Raw genomic sequence first — 20,460 nt, 5'->3', positions numbered from 1 at the left:
ATGAATTTGCCTAATAAGTTAACGGTTTTTAGAATATTATTGATACCAGTTTTTATGTTAATTGTCATTTTTGGTGGCGATGCTAGTGTTAAGGTTGCAGGAACAACTGTTTATTGGAAACTAGTCATTGCAGCTATTGTTTTTGCAGTGGCATCTGCAACGGATTGGTTTGATGGGCACATAGCAAGATCACGCAACCTTGTTACCAATTTTGGTAAATTTGCGGATCCGCTGGCAGATAAAATGCTTACCATGACTGCTTTTATCATGTTAATTTCGTTAAATCTGGCTCCTGACTGGGTTATCGCTATTATAGTTTGTCGTGAATTAGCAGTAACAGGTTTGCGCTTAATATTGGCAGAAAACAAGGGTCAAGTTATGGCTGCAGCCATGCCTGGCAAGATTAAAACAACTTTTCAAATGCTTTCAATTATTTTCCTGTTAATCGGAGACTTCCATCACATAGGAACAATTTTGCTATACATTGCATTAATCTTTACAATTTATTCTGGTTGGGATTATTTCCGCAGTTCATGGGATGTTTTCGAAGGATCAATGTAAATTAATGAAAAGTTAATATAGAAAAAAAGCACTGCATTTAGTAGTGTTTTTTTGTGCATTATTTTTAATATAAACTGCTGTTGAAAAGACAGACTGTTGATTAAGTTACATTTACTTGTTAGGATTAAATTAAGGGAATATTGGAAAAAGGAGGAAATTTTATGGTAGAAAAAGTACCAACAGTTGAATTTCGGGACGTTTCAAAAATATATCCTAAGATGAAAAATGCAGCTGTTAAACATATTAGTTTTAAAATAGAAAAAGGTGATTTTTGCTGCCTGATTGGCACCTCCGGTTCAGGAAAGACAACTATAATGCGTATGATAAATCGCATGAACAGTGTAACTAAAGGTGAAGTACTTGTTAACGGCAAGAATGTTAAAAGTTTCAATCCTGTCAATTTAAGGCGTCATATCGGTTACGTTATTCAGAATAATGGTTTAATGCCTCATATGACCATCAGAGAAAATATCATTTTAGTACCAAAATTATTAAAGTGGCCTAAAGAAAAGCTGGCTGGAGAAGCACAAAAGCTTATTAAAATGGCTGAATTACCTGAGTCATATTTAGACAGATACCCAACAGAGCTATCTGGTGGTCAGCAGCAAAGAATAGGTGTCGTACGTGCGCTTGCGGCAGATCAAAACTTGATATTAATGGATGAACCATTTGGCGCACTCGATCCAATAACGCGTGAAAGCTTGCAGAACTTGGTTCAAAACTTACAAGTACGCTTAGGCAAAACAATTGTTTTTGTCACTCATGACATGGATGAGGCATTAAAGCTTGCAACTAAAGTAGTTGTTTTGCATGATGGACAGTTGATCCAAGTAGGAACACCTGACCAGATTCTACATCATCCTGCAAATGACTACGTTAAGAGCTTGATTGGTGAGGAGCGCTTGTCAGAAGCAAAATATGAAACTGTAAAAGTTAAAAATGTGATGTTGACCAATCCAACAAAAATTGATTTAGGTGCTTCACTCACTGATGCTTTAACTATGATGAAGGAGCATCGCGTTGATACGCTTTTAGTCGTTGATAATGGAGACCACCTCAAAGGTTACATTTCAATTGATGATTTGCAAAGGAATTACCCTAAAGTAAGTAGTGTCAGTGATATATTGATTACTAAGCTAGGCACTGTCGGTCCTGAGGAATATCTACGTGATAATTTTAGTCGGATTATGAGTCGTAATAAGAGTTACATACCAGTAACAGATTCTGACAAAAAATTAGTAGGTATAGTCACTCGGGCTAGTTTAGTAAATGTTGTTTATGAAAAAATATGGGGCGATAAAAGTCACCTGCAAAGTTCTTCAGAAAAAGAGGCGAAATAATAATGTCAGCCTTTTTTGCACAACACGGTTCCGAGTTATTAGTAAAAACTTGGCAACAAATATATATTTCTGCTATTTCTTTAGGACTGGGAATACTAGTTGCAGTTCCACTGAGCGTTATATTAATGAAATTTAAGCGAATTGCTAAAGTGGTAATAGCAATAGCCAGTATGTTACAAACTATACCGGCTTTGGCTTTGCTGGCAATTATGATACCATTTTTTGGTGTTGGTAAAGTACCAGCAATTATCGCTCTTTTTCTTTATAGTTTAATGCCCATTTTACGTAACACATATGTTGGATTAACTGATGTTAATCAAGATACAATTGATTCTGCACGCGGGTTAGGCATGACTAATATGCAGCTTATTTTAAAAGTTGATATTCCTTTAGCCATGCCTGTAATTATGGCAGGAATCAGACTTTCTGCTATTTATGTAATTGCCTGGGCAACTCTTGCATCGTATATCGGAGCTGGCGGCTTAGGAGATTTTATTTTTAACGGACTTAGCCTCTACCAAACGGATTTGATTTTTGGAGGAACGATTCCAGTAATCATTTTGGCACTTCTTACGGATTACCTATTGGGTAAGCTGGAACGTAAGCTGACTCCAAAGGGAATATAAGGAGGTGTTTATCGTGAAAAAGTATTTGCAAAAAATATTATTAATGATAGCCACCCTGCTCATAATGCTTACTACTAGTGCTTGTGGTCTACCGGGACTTTCTGATAGTGAGGGTAGTGAAAAAAATATTAGAATTACGGCACTGACAACGACTGAGTCGCAAATTATGGCTAATATTGTTGCCCAATTAATTGAGCATGAAACATCATACAAGACTTCTATTGTTAATAATTTAGGGTCTGCACCTATGCAGCACCAGGCATTGTATCGTCATGATGCCGATATTCAAGCAGCTGCGTATGATGGTGGTGAATTAACAGCCAATTTGCTCTTACCTGCGATTAAAGATTCCAAGAAGGCAAATGATACAGTTCGCAGAGAAGTAAAAAAGAGATGGGATCAAACTTATTTGCATACCTATGGTTTTGCTAATAATTATGCCTTTATGGTTAGAGCAAAAGATCAAAAGAAATATCATCTTTATAAAATTTCAGATTTAAAGAAAGTTAAAGACAAATTTTCTTTTGGTGTAGCATCTGAATGGGTTAATGCTCCAGGAGTGGGTTATCCGGCTTTCCAAACAGCATATGGAATGACTTTTGCTAAAGCCCATCCTATGAACATAGGTTTAGTATATTCTGCTTTGAATAGTGGAAAAATGGATGTCATTTTGGGCTATTCAACAGATGGTCGAATTGACAGTTATAATTTACATCTCCTCAAAGATGATAAGCATTTCTTTCCACCATATAATTGTGGGATGTTGATTAATAATTATTTATTGCGTGAGCATCCTGAATTAAAGCCGATACTGAAACGGTTAGTTGGCAATGTGAGTGTGCATGATATTCGTAAAATGAATTTCCAAGTTGATGATAAATTGCTTGAGCCGGCTATTGTTGCACATCAATTTTTAGTAAAGCATAATTACTTTAGGGGGGAGAAATAATGTCTCATTTATCATTGTGGCAGCAGTTTATTTATTATTATGCCCATAATGGCAGTTACGTATTGGAACAATTTAATCGTACTTTTCTCATTTCAATCTATGGGGTATTATTTGCTGCAATTATAGGAATTCCAGTAGGAATTTTTATCTCCCGTAATGGTCATTTAGGTGACTTTGTTGTTGAAATTGCCAACTTTATTCAAACTATCCCATCTTTGGCCCTGTTGTCCATAGTAATGATCGGCTTGGGGCTAGGTGTTATGACTGTTATTGTAACAGTTACACTTTATTCACTTTTACCTATTATTAAAAATACATATACTGGTATGAGTAATGTTAATAAAAATGTTATTGATTCTGGTAAAGGGATGGGTATGACAAAGTTGCAGCTGCTTTACATGGTTCGTTTGCCTTTATCAATGTCAGTTATTATAGCAGGTTTAAAAAATGCTTTAGTAATAGCTATTGGTATTACATCAATTGGCTCATTTGTTGGTGCCGGCGGTTTAGGTGACATTATTATCCGTGGCACTAATGCTACAAACGGCAGTGCAATCATACTGGCTGGTGCTCTTCCTACAGCATTAATGGCAATTTTAGCAGATGTCATTTTGAACTTCTTGCAAAAAATTTTAGAACCAAAAGGATTAAAAAAGGCAAACTAAAAAAGTTTTGCTGGTTTTTGCGTAATTATTATTGTGAATGAAATTAATAAACATTTGTTCGCCTTTTTTCTTGCAAATATACACTAAAGCAAAGTATAATTATTACGTATTAAAATGATGAAACTATTTATAGGAGGACAAGAGTCTTGGCCAAAGATGAAAAACAAGCTGCATTGGAAAATGCGCTTAAGAAAATTGAAAAGAATTTTGGTAAAGGCGCCGTCATGCGTATGGGTGATAAAGCTGACACCAAAATTTCAACTGTTCCTTCAGGTTCGCTTGCTCTTGATGCGGCCTTAGGAGTTGGCGGCTATCCCCGTGGTAGAATTGTAGAAATTTATGGACCAGAGTCTTCTGGTAAAACGACAGTAGCTTTACATGCGGTTGCTGAAGTGCAAAAAAGAGGTGGTACCGCTGCTTATATTGACGCTGAAAATGCCATGGATCCTGCTTATGCAGAGGCACTTGGTGTAGATGTTGATTCATTAATTTTATCCCAGCCTAACACTGGTGAAGAGGGATTGCAGATCGCGGATACACTGATTACGAGTGGTGCGATTGACATTTTAGTAGTTGATTCAGTTGCTGCACTTGTACCTCAAGCTGAAATTGACGGCGAGATGGGTGACAGTCACGTTGGACTGCAAGCACGTTTAATGAGTCAAGCATTGCGTAAACTTTCAGGTAATATTAATAAGACTAAAACTATAGCAATTTTTATTAATCAAATACGTGAAAAAGTTGGGATCATGTTTGGTAATCCTGAAACTACGCCAGGTGGTCGTGCACTTAAGTTTTACGCAACTATTCGACTTGAAATTAGAAGAGCAGAAAAAATTAAACAAACTGGTGGTGAAATCACTGGTAACCGCGTAAAGATCAAAGTTGTTAAGAATAAGGTTGCACCACCTTTTAAAGTTGCCGAAGTTGATATGATGTATGGCAAAGGCATCTCGCAAAGCGGTGAACTTTTAGATATGGCCGCTGACAAGGACATTATTGCTAAAGCTGGTTCCTGGTATTCATATCATGATGAGCGGATTGGACAAGGCCGTGAAAATGCGAAAAAGTATCTTGAAGATCATCCTGATGTTTATGATGATGTTCAGAAACAAGTTCGTCAGGCTTTTGGTATTGATGAGGAATCCGTAGCTGAAAGAGAAGATCCGGAAAAAATAAAAGAGAAAAAAGCTAAGAAAGTTGCAAGCAAAGAAAAGGAAGCTTCTGATAAAAAAGAAGCTGACAGCAAAAGCAGCTAACTATGAGGAAATAGACCTCGACCTGTGAAAACTGGTTGAGGTTTTTTTCATGACGTTTGACATAATCCCCGTGGTTCTTTATCATTAATATTGTGTGAATAATCTAAAAAAATAAAAAAGGCGATAGAAATCATGATGAGTAAATTTTTGATTCCCGTCGCGATTGCTATTATTTCAATTATAGTAGGCACAGTTGCAGGATACGCTATACGTAAAAAAATTTGGGAGAAGAAAGCCCAAAATGCCCAAAACGATGCCGATCATATTTTAACCGAAGCAAAAGCACGAGTCGATGCTGCTAAGGCTGAAGTCAATGCACAAAAGCAGGCAGCTGACGCTATAAAACAAAGTGCGCAAAACACTAAAAAGGAAAAAATTCTTGAAGCTCAAGAACAAATTCAAGATTATCGACAAAAAGTTGAAGATGAATTAAACGACAAACGTGATACAATAGCACGCGATCAAAATCGCTTAACACAACGAGAGGATACTCTTGATCATAAAAACTCTTTGCTAAAAGAAAGAGAGGAAGATTTAGCTAAAAAAGATGAACAGCTGGAACAAAAGCAAACTGAATTAACTGCTAAATTGCAAAAGGCTGATGAATTGGTCGAACAGACTACACAAAAACTCTATGAAGTTGCTCATTTAGACAAGGAGCAGGCGAAAAAGCTTGTCTTAAATCAATTGGCAGACCAATTGGTTAAAGAACGAGCAGAAATGATTAGTAATAGTAATGCAGAAGTAAAAGCCAAGGCGGATCACTATGCACGTAAAATAATTATTGATGCTATTCAAAGCAGTTCTGCTGATACAGTAGCCGAAACTACAGTATCAGTCGTTGATTTGCCTAATGAGGAAATGAAAGGTCGTATTATCGGTCGAGAAGGGCGTAATATCAGATCTTTTGAGGCACTTACCGGAGTAGATCTAATTATTGATGATACTCCTAAAGTTGTCACACTAAGTGGTTTTGATGCAATTAGACGTGAAATTGCTAAAAGGGCAATGGAGCGTTTAATTAAGGACGGAAGAATTCATCCGGCTAGAATCGAAGAGACAGTCGATAAGGCTCGTAAAGAGGTAAATGATGATATTTACGAAGCTGGAGAAAGCGCTCTAATGGAGCTGGGAATTCATAAAATGAACCCTGAACTGGTTAAAATATTGGGTAGACTTAAATACCGTACATCCTACGGCCAAAATGTTTTGGGTCACTCAATTGAAGTTGCAAAATTAGCTGGGACAATGGCTGCGGAGCTTGGATTAAATGAAAAATTAGCGGTTCGCGCGGGATTATTACACGATATTGGAAAAGCAGTCGACCATGATATTGAAGGTTCACACGTTGAAATAGGTGTGGAATTGACTAGAAAGTATCATGAGCCGGATGTGGTTGTTAATGCAATTGCAGCACATCATGGAGATGTGCCGAAGTTATCGTTTATTGCTGAATTGGTAGTTGCAGCGGATACAATTTCTTCTGCAAGACCCGGTGCCAGAAGCGAAAGTTTGGAAAATTATATTAGAAGACTTACTGACCTGGAAGAAATAGCTAGCAGGTATGATGGTGTTAAACAGGCATATGCTATTCAAGCTGGACGTGAAGTTCGCGTAATGGTTGAGCCTGATAAAATTTCAGATGATCGTATTACCGTATTGGCACGAGACATTCGTAACCAAATTGAAAAGGAACTTGATTACCCGGGTAATATTAAAATAACAGTTATTCGTGAAAAACGAGCTGTATCAATTGCGAAGTAAAGTAGAAGGTTGAATTTTAAAAAATTCAACCTTTTTTATTTGTTCGTTTTATTATAATTCAACTATAATGTGGCGCATTTAAACATAAATTATCGCAATTAAACATATTTTACTAAAATGAAAGGGTATACAATACGAATTGAATGGAGGAATACACTGTGAACCAAAAGATAACAACTGAACTAAAAGACTTTTTACAAGAGTTAGATTATCCCTTTGATTCAATTTCTGGATTACTTGATTCTGGCATGATGGATAAATATCTTAATGCTAAATGGATAAAAAATTCACACGTATTTCAAGTACTCGATAAAGAAGCCACTGATAAGCAGCTGCTGGCTTGCAGTGATGTTCAAAATTTTTACCAGTTTGTTCCTCCATATTTTGCTGCATTGTCAAGTAAAAACGGAATACAGGCAATCTCTCGGTTAGCAACCTACCAGCAGCTTATAGGGCCAATCGAAATGGGAAGATTTAAAGAGGGTGAAAATTTAAGAATTCATATCAGATATCTGGATCAATATCGTAAATTCTCACGTTTTAGTCTACTAGTTGATCAAATTTCTTTAGTTAGTCTGATTAGAGCGGGAACAAATAAAAATATTGTTCCTGTATCTGTTGGTAGCAAATACAAATATGGATCAAAAATCAATAGTTATTTAGGCATTATAGGTCAAAATAGTTTAGACAATTATTTGGTGTTTAGAAAGCGTGATTTAGAACAACCATTTATAACTAAGAACGATGTAATGTGGAACTTTATTGAACCCGGTTTAAAAAAGTACATTAAAAAATTAAATATTAATCCTCCAATTTCAGCCGTTGTACAAAACACACTTTTTAAGCTGATTGCTGGGGGCAATTTTCAGCTAAAAGATGTAGCAGGTGAATTAGGTATTTCTTCACGAACCTTGCAAAGATGGCTGCAAAATGAGGGTACCACATTTAAAAAGCAACTCAGTATTGTACAAAAAATTTTGGCACAAAACCTGCTTCAAGATAAGACTTTAAATACTGCTGAAGTAAGTTTTTTAGTCGGTTTTAATAGTGTTGCTTCATTTTATAAAGCTTTTAAAAAATGGTCTGGAGTTACGGTCAGAGAATATAGACTGCAAAAGATTTTACAGGCAAATAGTATTAATGCAATTTAATTGAGGAGAAAACAAAATGTTTTTAAAAGATAATGAATCTTGGAATGCGACTTATGATGTTGTTGTAATAGGTTTTGGCGGAGCAGGTGCTACAGCAGCGCGTTTTGCTGCAGATAAAGGAGCAAAAGTCCTTTTAGTAGATAGTGCGCCAGAAGGACATGAAGGTGGTAATACCCGATACTGTGGTCAGATTGTTGAAGCAGGTTATGATTATGACAAGCTCAAAAAGTATTATCAAAAAATGACTGCTCCACTTGATTTAGATAAACAGGTGCTTGAAACTTTTGTAAAAGGAATGGTCAATTTACCAGATTACTTTGAAAAGTATTTGGGTGGAAAAGCATTTAGTGTGAAAAATAATCCAGGTAACAAAAATGTTGCTATGTTGGCTTATATGAGTGCTGAATATCCTGAATTTGAAGGCGCAGACACCAATGATGACTTGTTAGTGCATGATCAGATATTTGATGCTGCTCTTTGGAAAAAATTGCGGCAGAATGTACTGGATCGCAGCGACAAGATTGATGTACTTTATTCAACACCAGCAAAGCACTTAATTCAGGATACGGATAAGACAATTATAGGTGTACAGATTGAAAATAAAGGCAAGCTGTTCAATGTTCAAGCAAAAAATGGTGTAGTTTTAGCTCTTGGTGGATTTGAAAATAACGAACAAATGGTGCAGGACTATTTAGGTGAAACTAATTTATTACCATACGGTACGCTTTATAACAATGGCGATGGCATCAAGATGGCTATAGAAGTTGGTGCGGATTTATGGCATATGAATAATTATGAACCAGGTGGGACTGTTAATTTAGCCGCTCCTAAAGGCCAAAGAGCTCATAATATTATGGCCTGGAAAGCATTATTTGCCGGATCCTTGATCACAGTTGGTGATGATGGTACGCGTTATGTAGCAGAAGACGATCCAACCCGTCATGGTCATCGCTATAATCATGGTCTTTGGAGAATTCCTTTAGCCCAAGTACATCCTCATATGATTTTTGATCAGAAAAAATACGATGAACTATTCTCAGCTGATAATGATGAGTTTCAAAAAGAGGCTTTAACTAAAGTAGTTAAGTCAGAAACTATCACAGATTTAGCTCAAGAAATTAAAGTTGATCCAGCAGTTTTAGAAAATACTTTGAACACATATAATTTCTTTGTTGATCAAGGAGTCGATTATCAGTGTGGACGTAAGCCAGAATCAATGGTCAAAATTGCACTTACAGGTCCGTTCTATTCTTTAGCTCAGCAACATACTATGTTAAACACTCAAGGTGGACCACGTCGAAATGAAAATGCTGAAGTCATAGATACAGATCAGAAAGTTTTGCCACACTTATATGCTGCTGGTGAACTGGGTCATATAGGTGCAAATCAATACAATGGCGGGGGTGACATGGCTGACTGCTTAATATTTGGTAAGATAGCTGGAGAAAATGCTGCCAAAATTAAAGATGATCAAGTAGTCTCAGGTGCCAGTGTTAGTGAAAATAATGCTGATGCTGCATTTCCTGAATCAGATGCTAAACAAGAAGATTACTCCACTGCTGAAAATCAATATATTGGTAAATCTTCAAGCGGCATGGGCAATGAAATAGTAGTGCGAGTAACAGTTGACAGTGATAAGCGTCCAACAAATATTGAAGTTTTAAAAGAAAGCGAATCACCTGACTACGGTGAAAAAGCGATTAAGAAAATGAAACAAGAAATGCTGACTAACAAAACAGTTAATGTAGATGCTGTATCTGGAGCTTCTGCATCAAGTCGTGCATTTAAAGAGGCTGTTGTATCTGCGTTAAATCAAGCTTAGTTTCTAACGAAAGGATAAGAAATGGCAAATTTAAAAGATGGCGTTTATCAAGGACAAGGCTCTGGTAATCGCGGTGAAGTCGAGGTTTCGGTAACAGTCAAAGACAATAAAATTACGAATGTAACAATTGATCAACAGGATGAAACTTCTGGTATAAGTACTGCTGCTTTAAAAAAGGCACCAAAGCTAATTGTTGAGCATCAGTCATATAACATTGATGCAGTTACTGGAGCAACTATTAGTTTTCAAGCTGTCCAAAAAGCAGTCAGAGATGCAGTTTCAAAGGCTGGCGATCCTAGTGGTCTTGATAAAAAAGTTGATTTGAGAAATACTGAGAAAAAGGTTAATGGCAAAGATTATCGCAACATAAATCCAGGTGATTTAGAATTTGAAGATCAAACAGATATTTTGGTAATTGGAGCGGGAGCTGCTGGTCTTTCAGCTTCTATTGCTGCAAGGCAAAAAGGTGCCTCAGTAATTTGCTTGGAATATACTTCAAGTTATATGTTGTCCGATATGACTCTGTCTGGTGGTTATTACAACGCTGGTGGGGGCACTAGTTTGCAAAAATCTCAGGGAATAAAAGATACCAAGGAAAACTGGAATAATTATTTAAAAGCAGTTGGTCAAGGCTATGAAGACGCGGGTATGAGAGAAACAATCGTTGAACATGGCGCAGAAGATTATGAATGGCTGGCTGGTGAAGTTGGTGTCAATTTTCAAGAAGTCCAAGAAATTGGCAATGAAGAAGCAATGAAAGACTATGCTATTCCGGCAGCCAGATCACATTTAACTGTCGAAAAAAGTGGCTATGGTCTGTCAAAGCCGCTTTACAATAAGGCAAAAGAAGTTGGCACAAAATTTATTTTTAATATCACAGCTGAGAGCTTAATAACTGACGAGAATAATAATGTAGTTGGTGTACATACTAATAAGGGTAACTACAAAGCCCAAAGTGTTATTATTGCTACAGCAGGCTTTTCTCGTAACAAAGAAATGCTTAAGAGTTTTGCGCCTGATTTTGCTGTTGGAGAATCATATGGCTCAATCAGACAAATGGGTGATGGTATCACTATGGGCGCTGAAATTGGCGCTAAGTTAAAAGATATGTGGATGCCAATAGCCAACTCAATTGGTACTCAATCCGGCGATAATGTATGTATCGGTCCTCTGTGTACTGCCTGGACAAAGCCTTACATTTGGGTAGGCACAGATGCTAAAAGGCACTTTAGGGAAGATATGTATTTTGAATATGCCTCTAAGAAAATCGCAAGTCTTGATCAAGGCTACGTTTGGTTAATTTTTGATGAAGGCATGGCAAATGAAATGCCAGCTGCTTTTTCAGCACCAGCTCCGTCACCACATTTAAAACGTGAGGTAGAAGATGGTTACTTCAAGAAAGCTGATACGATAAAAGAATTAGCTCAGCAGATTAACCTAAACCAAGAGGTATTAGAGAAAACAATTAAAAAGTGGAATAATGACGTTATTAAAGGTGAAGATACAGAATTTGGTCGTCAAAAAGATTTAACAGCTTTCAAAGCACCATTTTATGCTGCTAAACTGGCTCCTTCAACACCAGACATGGCAGGTGGATTAGCTATTAACACCAAAGCTGAAGTTCTGGACAATTTTGATAAAAAGATAAACAATCTTTATGCTGCAGGTAGTACTACAGGTGGTTGGCGCGGAATGACTTATCCCGGATGTGGGATGGGCATTACTAATGCTGTTGTTTTTGGAAGAATAGCTGGAGAAAGTGCTGTAACCAATGTCAAAGAAGAGGCTGATGCAAGTTCAGCTGCCTCTCACATGTAGTTTTTATATTTTGTGAATTAATTAGAACTGGATTCATTTGAACCTAGTTCTTTTTTGATTTTAAATAACAATTTTTTGTTAAAAAAACTAGTGTTCAATTAACCTAATTTGTGCATTTTTGTTCCAGCTTGTATAATTAAGACAACTATAAATGAAAGTAGCCGACTATGTTTAAAATTATTGTTGAATTATTTTTTTTAGTGATTATACAAGCTTCGATCACGCCTTTTATTAGGAGATTGGCTTTTGTATTAGGTGCAGTCGACATTCCAAATAAAAGAAGGGTAAATAAAAAACCAATGCCAACTTTAGGCGGATTGGGTATTTTTGTGACCTTCAATATTGGCGCTTTTGTTTTATTGCGTGAGCAATTCCCGACACATGAGGCTTTTAGCATACTTTTAGGATCCAGTGTGATTGTCTTGACTGGTATAATTGACGATATTATGGAGCTAAAGCCAAGGCAAAAAATGTTGGGTATATTTATTGGCGCTCTGGTAATTTATTTTCTTGCCGGCATCAGGATGAACGTCTTAAATTTGCCCTTTCTTAATAAACAAATACACTTAGGCTGGTGGAGTTTACCAATTACTATTTTTTGGATATTGGCCTTAACTAATGCAGTTGATTTAATTGATGGTCTTGATGGCCTGGCCGATGGGGTTTCGATGATTTCACTTATTACCATGGGGATCGTTGGTTATTTCTTCCTGCATACCGGTCAACTATACATACCTATTGGCTGTTTTATGCTTGCTGCCTGCCTATTAGGATTTTTACCTTATAACTTTCATCCCGCAAAAATATTTTTGGGTGATACAGGAGCGTTATACATTGGCTTTATGATTGCGGTATTTTCACTTAAAGGTTTAAAAAATGTGACTTTTATTTCTCTGTTAGTGCCAGTCACTATATTAGGGGTTCCAATTACAGATACGATTTATGCCATGATTCGGCGCAAATTAAATAACCGTCCCGTTTCGCAAGCCGATAAGCACCATTTGCATCATCAACTAATGAAAATGGGTTTGACCCACAGACAAACGGTTTTAACGATTTATGCTTTATCACTTATTTTTTCATTCATTTCTCTCTTGTTTTTGTTGTCACCAATGTGGGGGATGTGGGTTTTAATTGCAGGTCTGGCAGTTGCCCTAGAGTTTTTTGTGGAATCCATTGGTCTTTTAGGAGAAAAATATAAACCGCTGATGAATTTGACCCAAAAGCTGATTAATTCTCGGAGTAAGAAAGATCCTACGGTGGAAGTTTGGCATCTTGGGCAAGCCAAGCCTGAGCAATTAAAAAAGAAAAAGAAAGATTAAACTTGGCAGATACTGACAAGAGATTTTAGTTTAAAAGTCAATTTGACTACTGCTAAAATTAACAAGAAAAAAAGAAGACAAATTCCTTAAATGTGGATTGTCTTCTTCTTTTGTATAGTTATTGAATTATGCTTTTATTGATCATGATAATTGTGCTGAGTAACGGGAACCTCATTATATCTTTTAGGCAGAAAAATAAACTGTATTTTGCCGGACAAAATATTAGTGAGGTCATTCTCTAATTCCTCTAATTTGCCTTCATCAATGTAAATTGAAATTGTCACGCTGACGCCATAATCAATATTGTCAATAAAGATTTTTTGTTGATTAAGATAGTGCTGGATTTCATCGAATTTTTTATAATCGACTTGAAATTTAACTCCCTGTTGCTGAACTCGTTTAACTACACCTACGGCTTCTACTGCCTTAGTCACACTATTAGAATATGCACGTATCAAACCTCCAGCCCCTAATTTTATTCCGCCAAAATAGCGCGTAACTACTGCAGTGACATTTTTGAGTTTCATTAACTGCAAGGCTTTTAGTTCTGGAACTCCGGCCGTACCAGATGGTTCACCATTGTCACTTGCTTTGACGTGCTCATCGTTTAAACCAATGGTGTAAGCAAACGTATTATGAGTGGCATCACGGTATTTGTTAGACACAGCGGCAATTGCCTTTTCAGCTTCTTCAATAGTTGGGGTCCGTATTAAAGTCGTAATAAAACGACTTTTTTTAATCGTTAATTCGTGATTGCCATTTTCTTTAATGGTCAAATAATTTTCTTTTTCATTCAAAAAAATCAGCCCTTTTTTGCGTATTTATTATTGGAGGACAAAATGGAAAGTATTTCAAATCTAGCAGGCCGCCAATGGGTTAGTAGTCAAATGGATTTTAGCACAAAGGCTGGCTTAACCAAAATCGAGGCAATTAAAAATGGTCGCTGCTTGCGCTGCAATGCCAGGGCTTATGCTAAACTGCCAAGTGGCAAAACATATTGTAGAACTTGCATTGGTCTGGGAAGAATTGTAGAGGGTGATTATTTAATTCGCAATAAACAAAAAATAAATTTCTCGATAAAAGCAAATGGTGGATTAACGTGGAAGGGTGAACTAACCTCACTACAGGCTAAAATTTCACGTAAATTAATTGAAAATTATATCAACGGTCAGGACTCACTAGTTCATGCGGTAACTGGTGCAGGTAAAACAGAAATGCTTTTTCCTTTAATAGCACACTGTTTAGCAGAGGGAAAAAGATGTTGTCTATCAACTCCAAGAATCGACGTTGTAAACGAGTTATATCCACGTTTTCAAAATGCCTTTAGTGAAATTAAAATCGGTAAATATCATGGCCGTGAGTACCAAGAGCCAGGCCTAGAACAATTAACTATTTGTACGACACACCAATTATTAAAGTTTTTTCATGCTTTTGATTTACTTGTAATTGATGAAGCTGACTCTTTTCCCTATGTTCATAATTCAGAATTGCATTTTGCAGCAGAAAATGCAATTAATGACAAGGGACAGAGAGTATACTTAACCGCAACGCCTACTAAAGATTTATTAGCATCGGTAGAAAAAGGTAAATTGCAGAAACTAAAATTGAAAAGAAGGTTCCATGGAAATCTTTTACCTGTACCAAAAGAAAAATTATTTCTCCGTCCATTTCTGCATCAAAACAAAATTAATGTTAATCTCATTAAAGACATTATAAAAGTTGTAGAAGCAGGCCACCCATTATTGCTTTTTGTACCTCGTGTTGATCAAATAAATCTTTATATTGATGCCTTAAAAAAAGAGCCAAAACTTAGTAAGATTGAGATTTCTGGGGTTCATGCAAACGATACAGATAGAATTAAAAAAGTTGGAAAGTTTCGAGCAGGAAAAACTCGGCTATTAGTGACAACTACAATTTTGGAACGAGGGGTTACTTTTAATCATGTCTGGGTAATTGTTGTTCAAGCGGATGATAAAATTTATTCTGCTTCGAGCTTAGTGCAGATAGCCGGTAGGGTCGGAAGAGACAAAACTGATTCCAGTGGTTTGGTTTTATTTTGTTATCATAAATATACCAACATCATTCGTAATGCAATGAAACAAATTCGCGAGATGAACAAATGAGAAGGTGCTTACTGTGTGGGCAGCTTTTTGTTGCTAAAGTGTCATTTATCCAATTATTTTCTTGGCACAAACAGGAAACCAAATGTATTTGCTCTAATTGTCAAAGTAAATATATGCGCATCCCTGACAAACATTGTCCAAATTGTTTTGGTAAGTTGAGCCAAAATAAATTTTGTTTAGATTGTATTAATTGGCAGAAAATCTATGGACAAAAATTACTAAAAAATCATTCCTTATATTTATATAATGAGGCTTTTCATGATTTAATGGTTAATTATAAGAGATATGGTGATTATGCTTTGCACAAAGTATTAGAGGAATTATGTCGGGAAAATCTAACTAAATATCAAGCCGACCTCTATGTTCCTGTGCCCACTTCTCCAGAACATATTGAACAAAGACAATTCGATACTATCAGTTCAATATATGGTAATCTGGTTTCATTAACCTGTGTATTGGGTAAAAAACCAGGGCTAAGTGCACAGGGAGAAAAAAATCGCGCTGAAAGATTAAGAAGTGAGCAAAGTTTTTTTGTTAAGAAAAACTTTACGATTAATTTGAAGAAATACAAGATACTTTTATTAGATGATATATATACTACGGGCAGAACGCTTTATCATGCACGGGATGCGTTGGCAGAAGTTTTTCCTAATGCAAAAATTAGTAGTTTTACCTTATGCAGATAAAACTAAATTGTTCAGCGCTTTCATGTTTTGCTATAATTTTGCTATAATATAGATAACATAAGACTGCATAAGCAGTTGAAAGGAGAATCTCATATGTTAAAGTATAATGTCCGTGGTGAAAATATTGAGGTAACTGATGCTTTAAGAAGTTACGTAGAAAAGCGCCTAAAAAAATTAGAGAAGTATTTTGATTTGAATCAAGATATGATTGCTCATGTAAATTTAAAGGTGTATCGTGATCACAAGGCTAAAGTCGAGGTAACTATACCACTGCCATACTTAGTATTGAGAGCTGAAGAAACAACTGACGATATGTACCGCAGTATTGATTTTGTTTCAGAAAAACTTGAAAGACAAATCAGAAAGTATAAGACTCGTGTGAATCGTAAGAGTCGTGAAAAAGGATTTAACGATTTCTTTGTTGAAAGTGCAGAAGAGGATTCTAAAGATAAAGAAGCCAATGAGTTTTCTATTGTTCGCAATAAACAAATTGGTTTGAAACCGATGAGTCCTGAAGAAGCGATTTTGCAAATGAATATGCTTGAACATGATTTCTTTGTTTTCCAAGATGGTGAAACTAACGGTACAAGTGTTGTCTATCGCAGAAATGATGGCCGTTATGGTTTGATTGAAACAAAATAAAAATAGTATTATCAAGCAGGGGCCCCACATTTAGTGTGAGGTCTTTGTTTTGTTTATTTTTCATTTAGCGTCAATCATGGTAAAATTATCATGTGTTTTTATACTTTAACTACATATAAGGATCGATTAAATGGTAAACATTTTAAAGAAACTATACAATAATGATAAAAGAGAACTGAAAAAGTTTGAAAAAATTGCTAGTAAAGTTGAAGATCATGCAGAAGAGTATGGTCAACTTTCTGATGAAGAATTGCAGGCTAAAACACCTGAATTTCGTGATAGGCTAAAAAATGGTGAAACTTTGGATTCACTTTTACCAGAAGCTTTTGCAGTTGCTCGTGAAGGTGCCAAAAGAGTTTTAGGACTTTACCCATTTCATGTTCAGGTTTTAGGTGGTATTGCACTGCATTATGGTAATATTGCTGAAATGATGACCGGTGAAGGCAAGACTTTGACTGCAACCATGCCTGTATATTTGAACGCACTAACAGGAAAAGGTGTTCATGTTGTTACTGTCAACGAATACTTATCCAGTCGTGACGCAGAAGAAATGGGTCAGCTATATAAATGGCTAGGCTTAACAGTTGGTCTTAATCTTAATGCGATGTCACCAGATGAAAAACGGGAAGCTTATAGTTGTGATGTAACTTATTCAACTAACTCTGAACTTGGTTTTGACTATTTACGTGATAACATGGTTGTTTACAAGGAACAAATGGTTCAACGCGAGCTTAACTATGCTATTATCGATGAGGTCGACTCAATTTTAATTGATGAAGCTAGAACGCCATTGATTATTTCGGGTGAAGCCGAACAAGCTAATGGTGACTATATTCGTGCAGACCGTTTTGTCAAAACCCTTAAAGAGGATAAGAGTGATGATGATGCAGACGATGACAAAGACTATGGTGATTATAAGATTGACTGGCCTACTAAAACTATTTCGTTAACCAGAACAGGTATCCAAAAGGCTTGTGATCATTTTGGACTTAAAAATTTATACGATGTTGAGAATCAAAAACTAGTACACCATATTGATCAGGCTCTGAGAGCAAATTACATTATGCTTAAAGATATTGATTATGTTGTTCAAGATGGTGAAGTCTTAATTGTTGACTCGTTTACTGGTCGTGTTATGCAGGGACGGCGCTATTCTGATGGTTTGCACCAAGCTATTGAGGCAAAAGAAGGAGTAAAGATTCAAGAAGAATCCAAGACTCAGGCTACAATTACCTACCAGAACTTCTTTAGAATGTATAAAAAACTTGCAGGGATGACTGGTACAGCTAAAACGGAAGAAGAAGAGTTTCGTGAAATTTACAATATGCAGGTTATTACGATTCCAACTAACCGCCCGTTAATTAGAAAAGATAATCCTGATATTCTTTACCCAACTTTGTCATCTAAGTTTGCGGCTGTTGTCAATGAAATAAAAGAACGTCATTCTAAAGGTCAACCAGTTTTGGTCGGTACTGTTGCGGTTGAAAGTTCTGAAAGACTAAGTAAATTGCTTGACCAAGAAGGAATACCGCATGCGGTCCTGAATGCTAAAAACCATGCTAAAGAAGCTCAGATCATTATGAATGCTGGTCAACGTGGTGCCGTAACTATTGCTACTAACATGGCTGGTCGTGGTACTGACATTAAATTAGGGCCAGGTGTCAAAGAATTAGGTGGACTGTCTGTTATTGGTACCGAGCGTCATGAATCCCGTAGAATTGATAATCAGCTCCGTGGACGTTCCGGTCGTCAGGGTGACCCCGGTGTTACACGTTTTTATCTTTCACTTGAAGATGATTTGATGAAGCGTTTTGGTGGTGACAGGGTAAAAGATTTTCTTGATCGTCTATCAGATAATGACGATGATAAAGTGATTGAGAGTCGTCTGATCACCAGGCAAGTTGAGTCAGCTCAAAAACGGGTTGAAGGTAATAACTACGATACTCGTAAGCAAACTCTACAATATGATGATGTTATGCGTATTCAGCGTGAAATTATTTATGGTGAAAGGATGCAAGTTATTGGTGAAGAAGATTCCCTCAAGGATGTTTTAATTCCAATGATTCGTCGAACTATTAACAGTCAAGTAGATATGTTTACGCAAGGTGATCGCAGCAAGTGGCGTCTTGATTCATTACGGGACTTTATTTCTTCCAGTTTAACCAACGAAGAAGAAACAGATGCAATTGACTTCAAAACAATTACAGTATCTGACTTAAAGCAAAAACTATATGATCTTGTTGAAGCAAATTACGAAGAAAAAGAAGAAATTTTAGCTGATCCTTCAGAAATGCTTGAATTTGAAAAAGTAGTTATATTGAGAGTAGTTGATGACCGTTGGACTGATCATATAGATGCAATGGATCAATTACGGCAATCAATTAGTTTGCGTGGTTACGGTCAACTTAATCCGTTGGTTGAATACCAGGATTCCGGTTACAACATGTTTGAAGAAATGGTTTCAAATATTGAATTTGACGTAACTCGTTTATTTATGAAAGCTGAAATTAGACAAAATCTTAGTCGTTAACAGTTAAGATTGAAGAGAAAGCAGCTGCTTTCTCTTTTTTACTGAAATTTTATTAAGAATAAAGGTGTTATGCTTAAAAATGGAAATAAGTGAAATTCAAAATGAATTAGATAGTTTAAAAAAGCGGTTAGACCACTTTAGGGGGTCTCTTTGACTTAGATTCAATTACTGAAAATATTATTGTTAATGAAAACAAGATGCAGGATCCCTCTTTTTGGGATGATCAAGAAAAAGCCCAAAGTTTGATCAGTGAAACAAATTTGTTAAAAGAAAAACGCGATTCTTTTGATAAATTAAAGTCTGATTATGAAAATGAAACGACAGCAGTAGAATTACTGCGTGAAGAACCAGATAATGATTTACAAAAAGAAGTTGAAGCAGATTTGCAACAGTTGCAGACTGAATTTCATGATTATGAATTAGATTTGCTCTTATCTGGTAAATATGATAGTCATAATGCGCTTATTGAAATTCACCCTGGTGCTGGTGGTACTGAGGCTATGGACTGGGGGCAAATGCTTCTTAGAATGTATCAGCGTTATGCTGATATTAGGAATTTCAAGTTTGAAATTAATAACTATGAACCTGGAGAAGAAGCTGGTCTTAAAAGTGTCAGTGCTAAAATTATTGGCAAAAATGCTTATGGTCTAATGAAGTCGGAAAATGGGGTTCACCGGTTAGTTAGAATCTCACCTTTTGATTCAGCTAAAAGAAGACATACGTCTTTTGCCTCTGTTGAGGTCATTCCGGAAATTGATGACAGTATTAAAGTTGATATTAATCCTAAGGATCTTCGTATTGATGTCTATCGTTCAAGTGGTGCAGGGGGACAACATATTAATAAAACTTCAAGTGCCGTTAGAATCACTCACTTGCCCACAGGAATTGTAACAACATCTCAGGCACAGCGATCTCAGCTGCAAAATAGGGAAACTGCGATGAATGAATTGCGAGCAAAATTGTTTCATTTAGAAGAAGAAAAGAAACGTAAACACAAACAGGAACTTAAAGGTGACCAAAAAGAAATTGGCTGGGGTTCTCAAATTCGGTCTTATGTTTTCCATCCTTATAATTTGGTTAAAGATTTGCGCACAGACTATGAAACTTCTGACACGAATGGTGTAATGGATGGTAAGCTGCAACCATTTGTTTATGCATATTTGCAGTGGCTTTTAAGTCAGGAAAACCCGGAGTAGGTGATT

At 36.4% G+C, this 20,460-nt stretch carries 17 protein-coding genes; 16 read left to right on the top strand and 1 reads right to left on the bottom strand.

What is annotated here, in order from left to right; genetic code table 11:
- From pgsA to LDM90_RS05700, 11 genes are all read left to right on the top strand, one after another.
- Positions 1-561 (top strand): CDP-diacylglycerol--glycerol-3-phosphate 3-phosphatidyltransferase, encoded by a 561-nt coding sequence (pgsA, locus tag LDM90_RS05750; protein WP_198213355.1) that lies wholly within the window; start codon positions 1-3, stop codon positions 559-561.
- Between the two features lie 161 nt (positions 562-722).
- Positions 723-1,901, top strand: a complete 1,179-nt coding sequence (locus LDM90_RS05745) for an ABC transporter ATP-binding protein (RefSeq protein ID WP_198213357.1) — start codon at positions 723-725, stop codon at positions 1,899-1,901.
- Positions 1,902-1,903: 2 nt separating this feature from the next.
- Complete coding sequence (locus LDM90_RS05740; protein ID WP_034977425.1) at positions 1,904-2,527, top strand: ABC transporter permease; 624 nt, start codon at positions 1,904-1,906, stop codon at positions 2,525-2,527.
- 43 nt (positions 2,528-2,570) lie between these two features.
- Positions 2,571-3,476 carry an osmoprotectant ABC transporter substrate-binding protein gene (locus LDM90_RS05735; protein WP_223896907.1) on the top strand — a complete coding sequence of 302 codons (906 nt, stop codon included), beginning with the start codon at positions 2,571-2,573 and terminating at the stop codon, positions 3,474-3,476.
- Entirely contained in the window at positions 3,476-4,141 is a 666-nt protein-coding gene (locus tag LDM90_RS05730) for an ABC transporter permease (protein ID WP_223896872.1), read from the top strand. Before LDM90_RS05735 ends, LDM90_RS05730 begins: the two co-directional genes overlap by 1 nt.
- Before the next feature lie 146 nt (positions 4,142-4,287).
- A complete protein-coding gene (gene recA / locus LDM90_RS05725; RefSeq protein ID WP_034977431.1) occupies positions 4,288-5,400 on the top strand; it encodes a recombinase RecA in 1,113 nt (370 codons plus the stop codon).
- 135 nt (positions 5,401-5,535) lie between these two features.
- Positions 5,536-7,164, top strand: coding sequence for a ribonuclease Y (gene rny, locus LDM90_RS05720; protein ID WP_373307181.1), 1,629 nt, complete (start codon positions 5,536-5,538; stop codon positions 7,162-7,164).
- A gap of 158 nt (positions 7,165-7,322) precedes the next feature.
- Positions 7,323-8,315, top strand: coding sequence for an AraC family transcriptional regulator (locus LDM90_RS05715; protein WP_223896874.1), 993 nt, complete (start codon positions 7,323-7,325; stop codon positions 8,313-8,315).
- A gap of 16 nt (positions 8,316-8,331) precedes the next feature.
- Positions 8,332-10,137: an FAD-dependent oxidoreductase gene (locus LDM90_RS05710; RefSeq protein ID WP_223896875.1), complete on the top strand. Its 1,806-nt coding sequence runs from the start codon at positions 8,332-8,334 to the stop codon at positions 10,135-10,137.
- Positions 10,138-10,158: 21 nt separating this feature from the next.
- The gene (locus tag LDM90_RS05705; protein ID WP_223896876.1) at positions 10,159-11,955 is read left to right on the top strand and encodes an FAD-dependent oxidoreductase; all 1,797 of its coding nucleotides are present in this window, start codon (positions 10,159-10,161) and stop codon (positions 11,953-11,955) included.
- 167 nt (positions 11,956-12,122) lie between these two features.
- Positions 12,123-13,277: a glycosyltransferase family 4 protein gene (locus LDM90_RS05700; protein WP_223896877.1), complete on the top strand. Its 1,155-nt coding sequence runs from the start codon at positions 12,123-12,125 to the stop codon at positions 13,275-13,277.
- Between the two features lie 134 nt (positions 13,278-13,411).
- Here LDM90_RS05700 and LDM90_RS05695 read toward each other — a convergent pair whose 3' ends face one another.
- On the bottom strand, positions 13,412-14,074 hold the full coding sequence (locus LDM90_RS05695) for a YigZ family protein (RefSeq protein WP_223896878.1): 663 nt from the start codon (positions 14,072-14,074) through the stop codon (positions 13,412-13,414).
- 42 nt (positions 14,075-14,116) lie between these two features.
- On the opposite strand from LDM90_RS05695, the gene LDM90_RS05690 reads away from it, so the two are divergent.
- The 5 genes from LDM90_RS05690 to prfB all read left to right on the top strand — a co-directional run bounded on the left by LDM90_RS05690 (position 14,117) and on the right by prfB (position 20,454).
- On the top strand, positions 14,117-15,400 hold the full coding sequence (locus LDM90_RS05690; RefSeq protein WP_223896879.1) for a DEAD/DEAH box helicase: 1,284 nt from the start codon (positions 14,117-14,119) through the stop codon (positions 15,398-15,400).
- Entirely contained in the window at positions 15,397-16,086 is a 690-nt protein-coding gene (locus LDM90_RS05685) for a ComF family protein (protein ID WP_223896880.1), read from the top strand. The genes LDM90_RS05690 and LDM90_RS05685 overlap by 4 nt, the downstream gene beginning before the upstream one ends.
- A 93-nt stretch (positions 16,087-16,179) precedes the next feature.
- Positions 16,180-16,728: a ribosome hibernation-promoting factor, HPF/YfiA family gene (hpf, locus tag LDM90_RS05680; RefSeq protein ID WP_223896881.1), complete on the top strand. Its 549-nt coding sequence runs from the start codon at positions 16,180-16,182 to the stop codon at positions 16,726-16,728.
- A 130-nt stretch (positions 16,729-16,858) separates the two neighbouring features.
- Positions 16,859-19,258 carry a preprotein translocase subunit SecA gene (gene secA, locus LDM90_RS05675; RefSeq protein ID WP_223896882.1) on the top strand — a complete coding sequence of 800 codons (2,400 nt, stop codon included), beginning with the start codon at positions 16,859-16,861 and terminating at the stop codon, positions 19,256-19,258.
- A gap of 79 nt (positions 19,259-19,337) precedes the next feature.
- A protein-coding gene (gene prfB / locus LDM90_RS05670) for a peptide chain release factor 2 (RefSeq protein ID WP_223896883.1) occupies positions 19,338-20,454 on the top strand; the annotation gives its coding sequence in 2 pieces (ribosomal slippage) (positions 19,338-19,409 and positions 19,411-20,454; 1,116 coding nt in all).
- Positions 20,455-20,460: the final 6 nt, after the last annotated feature.

Origin of the sequence: Lactobacillus huangpiensis, assembly GCF_019972815.1 — a bacterium.
In the GTDB taxonomy this organism is placed as follows: domain Bacteria; phylum Bacillota; class Bacilli; order Lactobacillales; family Lactobacillaceae; genus Lactobacillus; species Lactobacillus huangpiensis.
This window is presented reverse-complemented; position numbering and strand designations above follow the sequence as displayed.